Source organism: Actinoplanes sp. NPDC049118, assembly GCF_040648555.1.
Lineage (GTDB): Bacteria > Actinomycetota > Actinomycetes > Mycobacteriales > Micromonosporaceae > Actinoplanes.
Genome location: NZ_JBEZDY010000006.1, coordinates 204264 through 219823, shown reverse-complemented (window position 1 = coordinate 219823; position 15560 = coordinate 204264). Strand labels below are relative to the sequence as shown.

Annotated in this window: 14 protein-coding genes and 1 riboswitch; of the genes, 6 read left to right on the top strand and 8 right to left on the bottom strand. The window is 75.6% G+C overall.

Annotated elements, in window-relative coordinates; genetic code table 11:
• The first annotated feature begins 4 nt into the window (after nt 1-4).
• The 5 genes from AB0B58_RS11760 (at nt 5) to AB0B58_RS11740 (ending at nt 5254) form a co-directional block, all read left to right on the top strand.
• Complete coding sequence (locus AB0B58_RS11760; RefSeq protein WP_360221587.1) at nt 5-511, top strand: (2Fe-2S)-binding protein; 507 nt, start codon at nt 5-7, stop codon at nt 509-511.
• The gene (locus AB0B58_RS11755; RefSeq protein WP_360221584.1) at nt 508-2592 is read left to right on the top strand and encodes a molybdopterin cofactor-binding domain-containing protein; all 2085 of its coding nucleotides are present in this window, start codon (nt 508-510) and stop codon (nt 2590-2592) included. Before AB0B58_RS11760 ends, AB0B58_RS11755 begins: the two co-directional genes overlap by 4 nt.
• 30 nt (nt 2593-2622) lie before the next feature.
• Nucleotides 2623-3099, top strand: coding sequence for a MarR family transcriptional regulator (locus AB0B58_RS11750; protein WP_360221581.1), 477 nt, complete (start codon nt 2623-2625; stop codon nt 3097-3099).
• 108 nt (nt 3100-3207) lie between these two features.
• Nucleotides 3208-3274: riboswitch (guanidine-III (ykkC-III) riboswitch) on the top strand.
• 17 nt (nt 3275-3291) lie between these two features.
• Nucleotides 3292-3606, top strand: a complete 315-nt coding sequence (locus tag AB0B58_RS11745) for an SMR family transporter (protein WP_360221578.1) — start codon at nt 3292-3294, stop codon at nt 3604-3606.
• 100 nt (nt 3607-3706) lie between these two features.
• Nucleotides 3707-5254 (top strand): GGDEF domain-containing protein, encoded by a 1548-nt coding sequence (locus AB0B58_RS11740; protein ID WP_360221575.1) that lies wholly within the window; start codon nt 3707-3709, stop codon nt 5252-5254.
• Nucleotides 5255-5321: 67 nt separating this feature from the next.
• On the opposite strand, the gene AB0B58_RS11735 is transcribed toward AB0B58_RS11740, so the two are convergent.
• Nucleotides 5322-5999, bottom strand: a complete 678-nt coding sequence (locus AB0B58_RS11735; RefSeq protein WP_360221572.1) for a response regulator transcription factor — start codon at nt 5997-5999, stop codon at nt 5322-5324.
• A 195-nt stretch (nt 6000-6194) separates the two neighbouring features.
• On the opposite strand from AB0B58_RS11735, the gene AB0B58_RS11730 reads away from it, so the two are divergent.
• Nucleotides 6195-9203: a BTAD domain-containing putative transcriptional regulator gene (locus AB0B58_RS11730; RefSeq protein ID WP_360221569.1), complete on the top strand. Its 3009-nt coding sequence runs from the start codon at nt 6195-6197 to the stop codon at nt 9201-9203.
• A gap of 5 nt (nt 9204-9208) precedes the next feature.
• Here AB0B58_RS11730 and AB0B58_RS11725 read toward each other — a convergent pair whose 3' ends face one another.
• The 7 genes from AB0B58_RS11725 to AB0B58_RS11695 all read right to left on the bottom strand — a co-directional run bounded on the left by AB0B58_RS11725 (nt 9209) and on the right by AB0B58_RS11695 (nt 15494).
• Entirely contained in the window at nt 9209-9415 is a 207-nt protein-coding gene (locus AB0B58_RS11725; RefSeq protein ID WP_360221566.1) for a hypothetical protein, read from the bottom strand.
• 73 nt (nt 9416-9488) lie between these two features.
• Entirely contained in the window at nt 9489-10541 is a 1053-nt protein-coding gene (locus AB0B58_RS11720; RefSeq protein WP_360221563.1) for a GNAT family N-acetyltransferase, read from the bottom strand.
• 29 nt (nt 10542-10570) lie between these two features.
• Nucleotides 10571-11683, bottom strand: a complete 1113-nt coding sequence (locus AB0B58_RS11715; RefSeq protein ID WP_360221561.1) for a hypothetical protein — start codon at nt 11681-11683, stop codon at nt 10571-10573.
• The gene (locus AB0B58_RS11710; protein WP_360221558.1) at nt 11680-12801 is read right to left on the bottom strand and encodes a hypothetical protein; all 1122 of its coding nucleotides are present in this window, start codon (nt 12799-12801) and stop codon (nt 11680-11682) included. The genes AB0B58_RS11715 and AB0B58_RS11710 overlap by 4 nt, the downstream gene beginning before the upstream one ends.
• Nucleotides 12798-14054 (bottom strand): MFS transporter, encoded by a 1257-nt coding sequence (locus tag AB0B58_RS11705; RefSeq protein ID WP_360221555.1) that lies wholly within the window; start codon nt 14052-14054, stop codon nt 12798-12800. The genes AB0B58_RS11710 and AB0B58_RS11705 overlap by 4 nt, the downstream gene beginning before the upstream one ends.
• Nucleotides 14047-14742 (bottom strand): hypothetical protein, encoded by a 696-nt coding sequence (locus AB0B58_RS11700; RefSeq protein WP_360221552.1) that lies wholly within the window; start codon nt 14740-14742, stop codon nt 14047-14049. The genes AB0B58_RS11705 and AB0B58_RS11700 overlap by 8 nt, the downstream gene beginning before the upstream one ends.
• An 8-nt stretch (nt 14743-14750) precedes the next feature.
• Nucleotides 14751-15494 carry a hypothetical protein gene (locus AB0B58_RS11695; protein WP_360221549.1) on the bottom strand — a complete coding sequence of 248 codons (744 nt, stop codon included), beginning with the start codon at nt 15492-15494 and terminating at the stop codon, nt 14751-14753.
• Nucleotides 15495-15560 lie beyond the last annotated feature (66 nt).

Here is a 15560-nt window from a genome sequence, read left to right as displayed (position 1 = left end):
ATAGGTGAATGTCGATGCTCTTGGCGCGGAGGTGGATGCGGTGGGCCGGTACCGGTTGCACGTCAACGGAAGGCGCCGGGTCGTGGAGGTACCCGGCGACACCCCGCTGCTGTGGGCGCTGCGCGACGAGCTCGGGCTGACCGGGGCCCGGTACGGCTGCGGCGTCGGCGCATGCGGCGCATGCGTCTCACTGATCGACGGCGCGGCCGAACGGCCCTGCGTGCGGACGGTCGCCGAGTCCGAGCACGCCCGGATCACCACCATCGAGGGGCTCTCGGCCCGCGGCGACCACCCGGTGCAGCGGGCCTGGCTGGAGCTGGACGTCGCACAGTGCGGCTACTGCCAGCCCGGCCAGATCATGGCGGTGGTGGCCCTGCTCGCCGGCACCCCGGACCCGGACGACGCGCAGGTCGACGCGGCGTTGCGGGACAACGTCTGCCGGTGCGGGACCTACACGCGGATCCGGGCCGCGGTGCGCCGCGCCGCCGAACTGGCCCGGGACGCGCGATGAACGCCCCGCGGGCGATCACGCGGCGGGCCCTGCTGGGCGCGGCGGGCGCGCTGGTGGTGGCCGTACCGGTGGTGGCGGCGACCGGACCCGCCGCGGCGACCGCCACCGGCGACGGCCCGGACGCCGAGGGCGCGGTACTGGCACCGACGGTGTTCGTCCGGGTCGACCGCCGGGGCCGGGTGGTGGCCACGGTACCCAGGCCCGACACCGGCCAGGGCGTGCGGACCATGGCCGCCGTGCTGGTGGCCGAGGAGCTCGCCGTCGAGGTCACCGACGTGGTCCTGGAGCAGGCGCCGGGCGACACGGCCGCCTTCGGCTCACAGGCGGTGGCGAACTCCACGTCCAGCCGCCTGCTCTCCGGGCCGCTGCGCACCGCGTCGGCAACCGCCCGGTGCCTGCTGGTCGCCGCCGCGGCGGCGCGCTGGGGCGTGCCCGCCGCGGAGTGCGCCGCCCGCCGCGGGCGGGTCGAACACCCGCGCCACGGCTCGCTGCCCTACCGCGCCCTGGTCCGCGCCGCCGCCGCGCTGGACCCCGGCACGGTGCCGGTCACCCTGACGCCGCCGGAGCGGTGGCGGCTCATCGGGCGTACCGGAGCCGGGCGGGCCGACGCACACGACATCGTCACCGGCCGCGCCCGCTTCGGCGCCGAGTCCGCGCCCGCGGGCGGCCTGGTCGCCGTCGTCGCCCGGCCGCCGTGGATCGGCGCTCTTGTCGACGCGGTGGACGACGCCGGCGCGCTCGCCGTGCCCGGCGTCGTCGCGGTGGTACGCCTCGCCCCGCCCGGCGCCGGGCAGGGCGGTGTCGCGATCGTCGCGCACTCCACCGCCGCGGCGCTGCGAGGACGGGAGGCGCTGCGGGTGACCTGGGTCGCCGGCAGCCCGGCCGCGGACAGCCGTGCCTGGCTGGCCGACCTGGAGGCCGCGCTGCCCCCCGTCGCGGGCGGCACCGACGTGCGGCGCGTCTACCGCCTGCCGCTGCTCGCGCACGCGCCGATGGAGCCGATGAACGCGACCGCGCACGTCACCGGATCGGGGGTGACGGTGTGGGCGCCGGTGCAGGACCCCGGCGGGCTGCGCACCCAGCTGGCCCGGGAGCTCGCCCTGCCCGACACCCGGGTACGGGTGAACCCCACGCTGGCCGGCGGTGGGTTCGGCCGGCGGATCGAGTCCGACGCGGTGCTCGAGGCGCTGGCCTGCTCGCGTGCCGTGGGGCAGCCGGTAACGGTGCGGTGGACCCGCGAGGACGACACCCGGCACGACTCGTACCGGCCCATGTCGGTGCACCGGCTCGGCGCGACCCTCGGCCCGGACGGCGTGCCTGTCCGACGCGTACATCAGGTGGTGACCTGGCCGTTGACCGTGGTGCCGCCGTTCGGCAACCCGGCGGTCGTGCTGGCCAGCGGCGACCACTTCCCCTACGCGGTGCCGGGCGAGGTGTCTGTCACGCTGCGCCCGGCGCCGTTGCGCACCGGCTTCTGGCGCGCGGTCTACGCCGGCCAGTTCGGCTACGCCGAGGAGTGCTTCCTCAGCGAGATCGCGGCGCGCGGCGGGCACGACCAGGTGGACCTGCGCCGCCGGCTGCTGCCCGCGGACTCCCGCCTACGCCGGGTGCTCGACGCCGCCGCCGAGCGGGCCGGCTGGTCGCGCGGCGCCGGGCCCGGGCGCGGCCGCGGCGTGGCCTGCCACCTGGACTACGGCTCGGCGATCGCGGTGCTGGTGACCGCCGATCCGGCCGCCCGCCGGGTGCTGCGGGTCACCGCGGCCGTCGACGTCGGCGTTCCGGTACACCCGTCCGGGGTCATCGCCCAGGTCGAGGGCGGCGTGCTGGACGCGGTGTCCACCGTGCTCCGTGCCCAGATCACCGTGCGCGACGGCGCGGTCGTCCAGTCCTCCTTCCGCGACTACGCGTGGGCACGCATCGGCGACTGCCCCGACATCGAGGTGGTGCTGGTGCCGTCCGAGGCGCCCATCGGCGGGCTCGGGGAGCTGGCCTACCCGCCCGCCGCCGCGGCCGTCGCTGCCGCGCTGGCCGAGGGGGGTGAGCCGGTCACCGGCATGCCGTACGGGGTCGCGGTGGGGTGATCGGATCGACCCACATGGAAGAATGTCCGGATGGAGGGGCCGGGGGACGAGGTCGCGCGCGGCGCGGAACGGGTGCGCGCCGACGTCGACTCCTGGCCGACCGGGCGGCTGCTGTCGGTCGCCGCCCGGATGGTCGAGAGCCGGTTCGACAGGTTCCTCGCCGGCTGGGACCTGACCCACGCCGGGCTGATCGTCCTGCACCATCTCGTCGGAGGACCACTGTCCCAGCGGGAGCTGGCGCATCTGTGCCGGGTGACCGACCAGACGATGAGCCGCACCATCGAGCGGCTGGCCCGCACCGGTCACGTCGACCGCACCGCGGACGGGCGCGACCGCCGGCGCACCCTGGTCGAGATCACGACCGCGGGGATGGACGCGCTCACCGCGGCCCGCCTCGAGGAGCGACGGTCCGAGCAACTGCTCGGCGCGGTGGACGACTACGACCACTTCCGGCACCAGCTCATCACCCTGATCACCGCGGTCGCGGAGCCGGACGACCAGCTCTGACCCCGAGCGCGGCGACAACGCCTCCGGGCCGACACCCGGTGGCATGTTTCGGGCCGGTGACCTCCGTAACAGGGTGTTGATCTGGCGGCCGAGGCTTGTCAACCTGGAGCGGATGCCGTATCGCGGACATCCCGGACGAGCGTGAGTCGTACCCGGCCTGACAAGACGACCACCAGCAGAGGTGGGTTCGTCATGGCCTGGATCGTTCTCGTGGTGTCCGGCATGTTGGAGACGGTGTGGGCGATCGCGCTCGACCGCAGCGCCGGCTTCAGCCGTCCGCTGCCCACCGCGGTGTTCGGGGTCACGCTCATTCTCAGCATGGCCGGCCTCGGTTACGCCCTGCGCTCCGTACCCGTCGGAACCGGATATGCCGTGTGGGTCGGCGTCGGCGTCGTTCTCACCGCGCTCGTCGGAATGACGGCGCTGGGTGAGTCGGCCTCCCCCTTCCGGATCGTCTCCCTGGTGCTGGTGGTGGCCGGGGTGGCCGGGCTGAAGTACTTCCACTGACGCACCGGACGGAGGCCCGGCGTGACTCGGGGCACGGCTGGATTGCTTCAACGTCTCGCGGCACGGCCGATGTGAGCCGAAGAAGGCTGGAGGTGGGCGGGTGAACGGCGGCGGGATGGGCGCGGAGGAGCTGTCGGCTGCCCTGCTGGCGATCGAGGACCAGGTCATCTGGGACGCCGAGGCCGGATCCGCCGCCGTGGTCGAGCTCGAACAGCGGGCCGTGGTGCTCGGCGACGAGGCACTGATAGCGCGTGCCCGCCTCTGCAAGGCCGGCCTGCTCATCCGCGGCGGCGACATCGCGGGGATCGCCCCGGAGGTGTACGGCATCCACGAGTGGGCCTCCCGGCACGGCGACCGCGTCCTGCAGGCCCGCACCCACCTTCTCTGCTCGAACATCGCGCGGCTGTCCGGCGATTCGGCCAAGGAGCTGGAGCACTCGCTGAGCGCGGTCGAGCTGCTCGACGAGACCGCCACCGCGTTCATGCAGATCCGGAACCGCACCCGGCTGGCCGACGCGCTCAGCCGCAACGGCGCGATCGACGCGGCGCGGCTGCGGTTCCGGCAGGCCGAGGCGCTGGCGCGGGAGGCGCACCTGTGGGACCGGCTGGGCATCGTGCTCAACAACTGGGCCTACGCCGAGCACAACGCCGGCGACTTCAAGCGCGCTCAGGAGGTGGCCCGCCGGCTGGTGGAGCATTACGACGAGCGTGGCGTCGAGCTCGACCCGACGGCGCTGGACACGATCGGCGCGATCCAGGTCGCGCTCGGCGAGTACGAACAGGCCGAGCGGACGATGCAGCTGTGCCTGGCCCGGCGGCACGCCGGGTACAGCGACGACGCGGACGACATGGCCGAATTCCAGCTCACGCTCGCCCGTGCGCAGCGCGGCCTCGGCGCCACCGGCCGCGCCCAGGCGAGCCTGGACGCCTCGCGCGCGCTCTGCGTCGAGCGCGAACTGCACGAGATCATGGTCCGGGTGCACGAGGAGCAGGCCGAGCTGCACGCCGCGCGCGGCGACTACGCGCAGGCGTTCGCGGCGCACAAGGTGTTCTTCGCCGCCCACGAGAGCGTCCGCCTGAACCAGCAGGAGGCCCGGGCGCAGACCCGGCGCGCGATGTTCGAGACCGCCGAGGCCCGCCAGGAGGCCGAGCACTTCCGCGAGCAGGCCCGCCGCGACCCCCTGACGGGCCTGCACAACCGCCGCTACGTCGACGAGAATCTGTCGGCCCTAATCGCGGCGGACCCCGGCCTGGTGGTGGCGATCGCCGACATCGACCACTTCAAGCGGATCAACGACGAGCTGTCACACGACACCGGCGACCTGGTGCTCGTGCAGGTGGCGAAGCTGCTGGAGACCGGCCTGGCCGCCGCCGCACCGCAGGGCTTCGTCGCCCGTTTCGGCGGTGAGGAGTTCCTGCTCGTGCTGCCCGCCACCCCCGTCACCCTCGCGGCCGCGGTACTCGACGGCATCCGGCGGGCCGTCGGCGATCACGACTGGCTCGGCCTCACCGGCGGCCTGCCCGTCACGGTGAGCATCGGCGTGGCCGAGGCGAGCGAGACCCCGCGATCCAGCCCGGCCGCGGCCCTGTCCGCCGCCGACCGCAACCTGTACGCCGCCAAGCGCGCCGGACGCAACCGCGTCGTCTAGGAAACGCCGGCGGAGCCGTCGTGCACTCTGACCCTGGCCGGCCCGCCTCGGACCAGCGTGGAGACCTTCACCCGCCCGTGACCCCGCCGACCGGGGTCAGCCGGAAGCCGACGCCACGGACCGACTCGATCACCGGTGGCGGCCCCAGCCGGCGCCGCAGCCGCGCCATCACGGCGTCGACCACGTTGGACTCGGGCTCGGCCTGCTCGTCCCAGCAGCGCTCGATCAGCTCGCTGCGGGTGACGACGTGCTCGGCCCGCAGGGCGAGCAGCTCCAGCACGGCGAACTCCTTGGCGGAGAGGGCGAGCAGGGCACCGCGCCGGGTGACCCGGCGCCGGGACAGGTCGAGGGCGAGGTCGCCCAGGTGCAGGACGGAGGGGCGGATCTCGCCAACCCGCCGGCACAGCGCCCGCACCCGGGCGACCAGCTCCGCCATGGCGAACGGCTTACCGAGGCAGTCGTCGGCGCCCGCGGCGAAACCCTCGACCCGGTCGGCGACCGCGTTGCGGGCGGTGAGCACCAGCGCCGGCGGCCGGGCTCCCCCGCCCTGGCCGCCGATCAGCGCCGCCCCGTCCCCGTCCGGCAGGTCGCGGTCGAGGACGAGGCAGTCGTAGGTGTTGACGGCCAGTTTGAAGTCCGCCTCGGCGAGGTCGAACGCCCCGTCCACCGCGAAGCCGATCGATCGCAGCCCGCGCGTCACCCGGAAGTTGAGGTCCTGATTGTCGTCGATGACAAGAATTCGCATGTCCATCCCGTCGTTGCCGGGGCGGCACTGGCCGCTCCGGCGATGAACCTAGGTACGGCCCGTCAACCGTCGATCACCGTGGCGTCGACGGCGGCTCGACGGCGCGGGCGCGGGCCGCCGGTACCCCGCCGCCCGTGACGGGTGACGCGGTGCCATAGCCTGGCTGGTCGTTCGGGGGGACAGGGGTGAGCGGGGTTGGATGGGCTGCGGTTCTCGTTGCTCGGGCCGGTGCGGGGTTACCGCGGCGCGGGTGCTATCAAGGTCGGCAGTCCGCAGCAGCAGGCGATGATCGCCGTGCTGCTGCTGCGCCCCGGCGGCACGGCGACCGCGGCCGATCTGGTCGAAGCGTTGTGGGGCGAGGAGCCGCCGCACGCCGCACTGACCACACTGCGCACGTACGCGTGGCGCTGGCGCAAGATCCTCGAGGTCGACCGGGCGGCGCCTGCCGTGCTCATCTCGCTCGGTGACGGCTACCGCCTCACGGTCGCGGAGAGCGCGGTGGACGCGCTCGCCGTCGAGGCGCTGGCGGCCCGGGCCGACCGGGCGCGGGCCGGCGGCGACCTGGCCGGCGCCCGCGACCTGATGAACGAGGCGCTGGAGCAGTGGTACGGGGAGCCGCTGGCCGGGCTACCTGGGCCGTTCGCGCAGCGGCAGCGGCAGCGGCTCGGCGAGCTGCGGCTGAGCCTGCTGGAGGAGCGGATCGACCTCGACATCGACCTGGGGCGGGCCGCCCGCTGCGTACCCGAGCTGACCATGCTCACCGCCGAGGAGCCGCTGCGGGAACGGCCGCACGGGCTGCTCATGCGGGCGTTGTACGCCTCCGGGCGGCAGGCCGACGCGTACGCCGTGTTCCGAACCGTCCGCGAGCTGCTCGTCGACGAGCTGGGTGTGGAGCCGGGACCGGAGCTGACCGCCCTGCACCGTCGCATGCTCGACGGCGACCTCGGACCGGGCCCGTCGGCGGTCGCCTCGCCGGCCGGTCCCCCGCCGGTCGCGTTGCCGCCGCCCGCGGATCCGACCGGCGCCGGCCGCGGCGAGCCCGCGGCACCGCCGCCGCTGCCGCGGCCCGCCCAGCTGCCGCCCGAGCCGGGCGACACGACCGGCCGGGCGGCCCTGGCCACGAAGCTGTGCGCGGCGTTGACCGCGACGCCACGCCGGACCCTGGCGGTGGCCACGGTGGCCGGCATGGGCGGGATGGGCAAGACGACGCTGGCCCTGCACGTCGCGCACCGGGTACAGGACGCGTTCCCGGACGGTCAGCTCTACGCCGACCTGCGCGGCAGCGACGCGGTGCCGGCCGGTCCGGAGCTGATCCTGGCCGGCTTCCTGACCGCGCTGGGTGTCGCGCCGGAGACGCTGCCGGACGGCCTGGAGGCGCGCTCGGCGCTGTTCCGCTCGCTGGTGGACCGGCGGCGTCTGCTGATCCTGCTCGACGATGCCCGCAGCGTCGCGCAGGTGCGTCCGCTGCTGCCCGGCACGGCCGGCTGCGCGGTCCTGGTGACCGGCCGCGGCCGGATGTCCGGGCTCCCCGCGGCGGTCCAGGCCGACCTGGAGGTCTTCCACCCCGCCGAGGCGGTGGAGCTGGTGGGCCGGGTGATCGGCGCCGAACGGGTGGCCGCCGAACGCGACGCCGCCCACGACCTCGTCCAGGCCTGCGGCTTCCTGCCGCTGGCGGTACGGATCGTCGCCGCCCGCCTGGCGGCCCGTCCCGGCTGGAGCGTCGCCACCCTCGGGCGGCGGCTGGCCGACGAGCGGCGCCGGATCGACGAGCTGCGCATCGGTGACCTCGCGGTGCAGGCCGCGTTCGAGCTGAGCTACCGGCAGCTCACCGCCGAGCAGGCCCGCGCCTTCACGGTCATGTCCATCGTGGACATGCCGGACCTCACGGTCGGCGCCGCGGCCGTGCTGCTGGACCGGGCCGCGGATCACACCGAGGATCTGCTGGAGGCGCTGGTCGACGTGGCGCTGCTGGGATCGACGGCACCGGGCCGGTACCGCTATCACGACCTGCTGCGCTCCTTCGCCCGGCGCACCTGCGAGACCGCACACCCGGGAGAGATGCCCGGCGCGCGGCGGCGGCTGCTGGACTTCCTGCTGGCCACCGCCTGCGCGGCGTTCCAGCACGCCGTACCCGGGGACCCGGTCGGGCAGGCACTCGGCCCGGTCCGCGGCACCGGGCTGGAGTTCCCGGATCTGGCCGCGGCGCGCCGCTGGGCGGCCGCCGAGTGGGCGAACGTCATCGCCCTCGTCGGCCAGGTGGCCCGGACGGCCGGGGCCGGCGCCGCGGCGGACGTCAGGACCGCGATCGATCTGCTCATCGCGCTCAGCCCGTTCGAGCCGGATCCCCGCCACGGCCGGTCGACCGGGGCCGCCCGGGCCCTGGTCGAGGCCGCGGAGCGGATCGGGGACCTCCGCGCCGGCGGGCGGGCCCGGTTCCTGTGCGGGCACATCGCGCTGGCCGCCACCCGACTCGACGAGGCGGAGGAGCAGGCAGGCCGGGCCGTGGCCGCGTGCCGCGCCGCGGACGACCCGGTCGTCCTGCGCCAGGCCCTCAACGACCTCGGCCTCATCACCCAGCTGCTGGGCCGGTACGCCGAGGCGGCCGGCTACTTCGACGAGGCCATCGTGCTGGCCCGGCGGCTGGGTCACCGGTCGGGAGAGGTGTTCACCACGGTCAACGCGGCGATGGCCCGGGTGCGCAGCGGGCGGGCGGACGAGGCGGTGCCGATCTGCCACGGGGTGCTCGCCCTGCTCACGGAGCTCGACGACGACGCCGCGACCGCGTACGCCCGCTACGCCCTCGGCCTGGCGCTGTACGCGCTGCACCGCTACCAGGAGGCGGCCGACTGGTTCACCGAGTGCCTGGCGCTGTGCACCACCGCCGGGCTGAGCCGGCGCGAGTCGCACGCGCGATACCGGCTGGCGGACACGTTGCGGGTGCTCGGACAGCCGGAGCGCGCGGTGGCCGAGGCCGGCCGGGCGCTGCGGTTGTGCGAGGAGACCGGCGACCAGCGCGACCAGGGCAATGCGCTGGTGGTGCTCGGCCGGGCCCTGTCCGAGCTCGGCCGCACCGGGCAGGCACGGGAGGTGCTGGAGCGCGCGTACCGGATCTTCTCGCGGCTCGGCCTGCCCGAGGCGGCCGAGGCCGCGGGACTGCTCGACGCGGTCCCCGCGGCCCCGGTCGCCGGGGTCGGTGCCGGGTGACGGACTTACGAATCCATGCACTCGATTCCGCACGAGGTGTCGCTGTTCCACCCGATCGGTTCTTCGGCGTGTGACACGGCCGACGGCGGCGTCGCGCCGCCCGCCGCGGTGTCGTGCCCGGCGTTCGCCGCGGCGAACCCGAACACCGCGGCCGCCACCACCGCCGCGGTCGCGACGGCACGCCGCAGGGTGGTCCGGGTGTCAACGTTCACGTTCGTCAAGGTGCTTGTCCCATCGCTCGTCTGTGATGCGCAGACACCCTCCCACGCCCCGATCAACGGCGGATCAACGATCCCGGTCGGTCGGCAGCAGGGCGTACGCCAGCTCATCGATCCGGACCCCGTCCGGGCGGGGCAGCCGGGAGACGAGGCGCCCCTCGCGGCGGAAGCCCGCCCGCACCAGGACGCGCCGCCAGCGGGCGTCGTCGGCCGCGGCCGCGGCGGCCAGCCGCGCCACACCGATGCCGAACGCCCAGTCCGCCAGCAGGACCGCGCCCCGCGCCGCGGCCGCGCCGGTCGTCCGGCCGGGCGCAAGCGTTCCGCCCAGCACGGCCTGCCCGAGCTCCGGGTCCCGGTACTCCAGCGTCAGCCCGGCCGCCACCGCACCGGTCGCCGATTCCACGACGAGCAGGTCGGCGCCCTCGCCCGAGAGCCAGCGCGCCTCGATGCCGGCGTGGTGCCGCGGAACGGCCCTTCCGTACATCGTGGACAGTAAGGTGGCGTCGTCCGGCCCGGCCGGGCGCAGGGTCACCACCGCGTCGGTGAGTGCGCCGCCGGGCAGGTCCGGCAGCAGCCGCGCGGCCGGGACGCCGTCGTCGGTGGACAGCCGGGACCAGATGGCCGCCGAGTGGCGCTGGGTGCCGGGCCCCGGCAGGACGCTGCGCAGCTCGCCCTCGCGCCGGAAGCCGGCCGCCAGCGCCACCCGCTGGCTGCGGGGGTTGTCCGCCCTGATGAACAGCTCGACCCGACGCACACCGTGCGCGAAGCTGAGGTCGGCCAGCGCCCGCGTCGTCGCCGTCGCCACCCCGCGGCCGCGGGCGCCGGGGCACACCCAGAAGCCGGCCTCCGCGCTGGCCCGCCGGCGCAGCACATGCAGCACGGCACCGGCCAGCAGCTCGTCCGTCGCCGGGTCGGCGACCGCGTAGCTGTGCCGGTCAGGCCCGGACGCCGGCGCGTGCACCCAGGCACGGACCTTCTCCGCGTCGACCTCGCCGGGGGTGCCGGACATGTAGCGCCGGGTGTCCGGGTCGCGGAAGGCGGCCAGCAGGTTGGGCACGTCCGCGTCCCGGTAGGGGCGCAGGCGCAGCCCGTGCGCCTCGAAGGTGGTCGGGTACTCCACGGCCGGTCCTGTCTGTGTGAGGGGCACGGCTACCGCCGTTCGGTGCCGAGCCGGTGCCGGGCGAGGCACTCGGGGCGGCCGTCGGTGACCCGCCACAGGGCCAGCTGCCGCAGCTCGGAGGGTTCCGCGGGGAAGAAGACGCACCGGTCGGCCGCGTCGCTCACCCGTCCGATCGGCGTCGCCCGTCGCCATTGGCCGTCCACCGTTTGCCCGCCGCGCGGCGGGCTCGCCGACGCCTCGGCGAGCGCCTGCCAGTCGCCGGCCACGACCTCGGCGAAGCGCCGTTCGAACGGCGCGGCGTCGCCGCGCCACACGGCGACGTCGACCCGTTGTGCGCGGCCTTCGATGGTGGTACGGCCGAGCGGCCGCCGGCCGTCCGCGGTGCCGAGGCCCACGATCGGACCGCGGTCGCCGAGCAACGCGTCGAGGGCCGGTGACGGCACGTTCCGGGGCCGGACCAAAGTCACGGCCACGAGGTCTCCGAGGCCGGGCAGGGAGAACCGGTCCGGTGCGGCGACGGGCCGGTGAGGTGTGGTCGTGCCGGCCGTATCGGGTCGTTCGAGGGCCGCCTCGACGTCGCGGATCACGCTCGGGGGCCCGGCGAGGAACAGCCGGGCGTTGGTGCCCGAGTAGCCGCGCGCGATGAGCTCGGCCACGTCCGCCGGGGTGACGCGGCGCACCGACTCCGTTGTCGTGGCGGCGATCGCGTCCAGACCGGGTTCCGTGGCGGCCGCGGCGGCGAGCAGCGGCCCGAGCCGCAGCAGGGGCTGATGGTCCATCCGGCTCGTCTCCAGGAGCACCGCGTGCCGCTCGCCCTCGAACACGTCCGGGCCGGCGGGTGCGCAGCGCCCGCCCGCGATGTCAAGCAGCCGGCGCACCAGGATCCCGACGTCGTCCGGGTCGCCGACGCCGCGGTACACGGTCCGGTCGATGCCGGTGACCGCGAGCAGGGGCGCCCCGCCGGGGCCGGCGGCCGGGTCGGAGAGAACCATCAGGTGTTCGGCGAGGTGCGCGGCGCCCTCCCGGCCGGCGGAATCGTCCCGGGAGCCGCAGCCGACGGCCAGGGCCGCGCCGAATGAGCAGGCCCACGGCAGGACCTCCAGCTCGACGGGCAGGCCTCCGGATTCGAACCGGCGGATCATCGGATCTCCTCGTACACGTCGGCGAGTTCGGCGCGGTGGCGCTCGTGGAACGCGCCGACCGCGGCCACCGCGGGCGGCAGGGGCGCGAAGGCGAGCCCCGGCAGCGTGTCGATGCGTGCCATCGCCGCCAGCCGTTGCCGGGCGCCGCGCTCGCCCCGGGCGTGCCGGCGGGCCTCGAGGACCGCGCCGAACGGGCCGTCGAGCTCGGCGAGCAGCCCGGCCCGGCATCGCCAGCGGGCGAGGCCGGTCTCCGCGGCGCCGGCGCCGTCCGCCAGCTGCCGCAGGGTGGTCGCCAGCACCCGTACGGCCGCCGCCGCGTGCTGCGGCGCCACGGTGGCGGTGGCGCCGATCGAGGCGGATCCGGGCTGCGGCCAGCAGGCGACCGTGAACCCGTACGCCAGCCGGCTGTGGTGGCGCAGGGCCCGGTGCATTCGCCCGTCCGGGCCGGTGCCGAGCACCTCGACGAGGAGTTCGAGCACCTCCGGCGGCGAGTCCCGGACCGGAAGCCGGACACCGACCCGCGCATCGGCGCCCGGATGCGCGGCGACGTCGAGCCCACCGCGCCAGTCGCGCCGGGCGGGCCGGGGCGCGGGCGCGGCGGACCCGGCGGGCTCCGATTCGGAGTGGTACACCGTGGCCTGCGACACCAGCAGCTCGTGCGCCTCGGCCAGGTCGGTGGTGCTCACCGCCGCGAGCGTCCCGGGCGTGCCGAGCAGGCCGTGCCCGGGCGCGCCCCAGGCCGCCCGTTCCAGTGCCCGGCCGATCAGCGCCAGCGGGGCGGCGTGCCGGCCCTCGATCGCGGCGGCCTGCCGTGCCCGCAGCTCGGCGAGGACCGACTCGCCCGCGCTGCCGGCCGGGAGCCGGGTGCGCCGGATCTCGTCCAGCACCGCCGCCGCCCCGGCGGGCCGGGGCGACCAGTACGCGAACGACGAGCACCGTTCGTCCAGGCGGTGCCGGGTGCGCCAGCCCTCCGCGGCGGCGCGCGCGGGTGCGCCTCCGCAGCGCGGATCGCTCAGCACCGCGGCGAGCAGCGCGGCGCGGCCGGCCTGCCCGGGCGGGTCGTCGCGGTAGCCCGCCGGCAGGTCGACGACGCGGGCGCCACCGGGCCGGGCCGTCACCGCGCACCCGCCGGGGTGGCCGGCTCCGGCACCGGGACGCCGCTGGACCGCAGCGCCCGCCAGGCCGCAGGGGCGGCGGTCACGGTCGCCAGCACCCCGCCGAAGGCGACCAGTGCGAGCGCCGGAACCCATTGGGTGACGACCGCCGCGGCGGCGATCCCGGCCACCTGCCACACCGCGTTCGAGGTGCGCCGCAGGGCGGTGACCCGGCCCCGGTAGTCCGGCGCCGGGCGCCGCTGGCAGTGCAGCGTGGTGCCGATGCCGAGCGCATAGGACTGCACGCCCAGCAGCAGGCCGGCGAGGACCGCGCACGCGGTGCCGCCGTCGCCCGCGAGCCAGGCCACCACGAGAGCGACCGGCGCCGTGGCGAGGACCGCGGCCATCAGCAGGTGTGCGGCCGACAGGTCGCGGCGGATCCGCGCCAGCACCGCGGTCATCAGGAGGCTGCCCAGCCCGGCGCCGAGCCCGAACAGACCCGGGGCGTGCGCCAGGCCGGCCGCGCCGAGATGCATGAGGACCAGCTGGGTCGCCGCGCCGAAGCAGAGGTACCAGGGCGCCTCGGCGGCCACGCTGGCGCGCAGGACCGGGTCGGCGCGCAGCGCCCTGAGGCCGTGCCGCAGCTGCGTCCAGGGGCCCGGCGTACCCGCTCGCCGGCGGGTCCCGGCGCCGTCGGGGGCCGCGCCCGGTGCCCGGCGCATCATGCAGGCCGCCGCCACCAGGAACGTCAGCGCGTTGAGCCACACGACGACCGTGATCGAGGTGTGTGCGAGCAGGGCGGTGCCGAGCAGCGGTCCGACGGTCACCGCGACGCCCGCCGACACGTTGAGCAGCGAGTTCGCGGCCAGCAGGCGGTCGGCGGCGACCAGGTCGGGAAGCATGCTCAGGAACGCGGGAATGCACAGGGCGCTCAGCGCCTGCAGCACGGCAAGATGCACGTAGACCGAGGTCAGCCGGTGTGCGTCGATGGTCAGGGCCAGGGACGCCGCCACCGCGAAGGCGGCGAGATCGACCGCGATGACGAGCCGGCGACGGTCGAACCGGTCCGCGAGCACCCCCGCGAACGGGGTGCAGAAGATCTGCGGCAGGAAGAAGATCCCGAACGCCGCGAGCGCGGCGACCGTGGATCCGGTGACCTGCTGGATCCACAGGGGCAGCGCCAGGAACTGGACGTAGCCGCCGAGCATCGACAGCGACCGCCCGAGCCAGATCAGCCGGAAGGCGCCACCGAGCCGGCCGCCGGGTGCGCTAGCCACGGCCGGCCCAGGCGCGCTGCGACTTGCTGGTGCGGTCCCGGGGCACTCCGAGCCGCGTGTCGAGCCGGGTGGCCAGGTGGTCGAGGCCGGTCAGCGCCGCCGGGTCGGACGAGTTGACCTCGATCTCCAGGCAGGCGTAGCGGCGGCGTTCGTCTCTTCCGGCCGCGGGGTCGCCGAAGTCGACGTGGTCGAGGCTGCAGAAGATCTCCGTGCCGTCTGCGGTGTGTCCATGCCGCTTGTACCGGCGCTGAACCGCGACGCCGGCCGGTCGCAGCGCCCCGGTGACCAGGCCGAGGCTGCGCACGTGGGCGACCGGCAGCGTCGCCGGATCCCCCAGGCGGGCGCCGACCTGGAGGTGCGGCACCCGCTGCCGCACCTCGAGACCGTCGCGCCAGCCGCGGTGGTGCACGGTCTGCTTGAACGCGATCACGCAGGTGTCGGACGGCGCACCGCTGTTGACGATGATGCTGAGCGAGTGCCCGGCCCGGGCGAGGCTGCCGTCGGCGTCGTCCAGATACAGCGCCGACTGCAGGTAGTCCTGCGGCCGGCCACCGGCCGTGAGCAGGTCCGCGAACAGTGCCTCCGCCACGAAGGCGGCCGGATCCGCCGCGCTGCCGAGCGGGAGTTCCCACTTGCACTCGTGTTCCACTCCGATGTGGAGGTCGTCGACGCGGGCGGTGCTCTCCATCGGCCGGCTCACGCCGCGGCCGGCGACGGCATGGTGAACACGTCGACGTCGCAGGGGTCGTCCAGGTCCATCGCCCGCATCGCGGCCCGGCGGATCTCGTCCGCGCATTCGCGCGGTGGCCGGAAGTGACCGGACTTCAGGTTGGCGATGACGTAGGCGCTGCCGGGCGAGCCCACCACGACAAGTTCCCCGGCGGCCCGGACCCGGAGCCGGTCCGGTACGAGCATGGGATGCACGACGCGGGTCTCCTCGACCGGCCGGCCCGGCGCCCAGCCGAACATCAGGTCCGCGAGGCGGTGCGGCCGCGGCCACACCCACAGGGCGCCATCCTCGTCCACCGCATAGAGGTACGACGCACCGGCGCTCAGGACGGTCAGGCCCTGGCGGCGGCCGTGTATCCGCACGGCGTGCAGGCCCGTCGCGCCGAGCGGTCGCCGGTACCGCTGCTCGAAGCAGTCGCGGTCGAACTCGATGACCGTCGGATGCGTCGCCACCGTGCGGTGGAACACCCGCTGCGGCGCCACCACCCCGCCCGCGTCGAACCGGCGCTGGATGGCCGGCACCAGTTCGCCGATCCGGTCGTGCGCGGCGGTCGCGGACGAATCCGCGGCGAGCACCGTACGCATCGAGATCAGCTCTTCGTACAGCAGGAAGCTCACCGCCTGCGAGTCCGGCCCGTAGCGGGCCGTCGCGGCGTCGCGCACCTGGGCGAAGCGCGCCACCACGGGATGGGTTTCCGAGCGGACCGGCATCGTCTGCGACCTCCTCACGTCCTGCGGTGGTGGCGGGGCATCCTCCCCGCCACCACCCGGGTACCA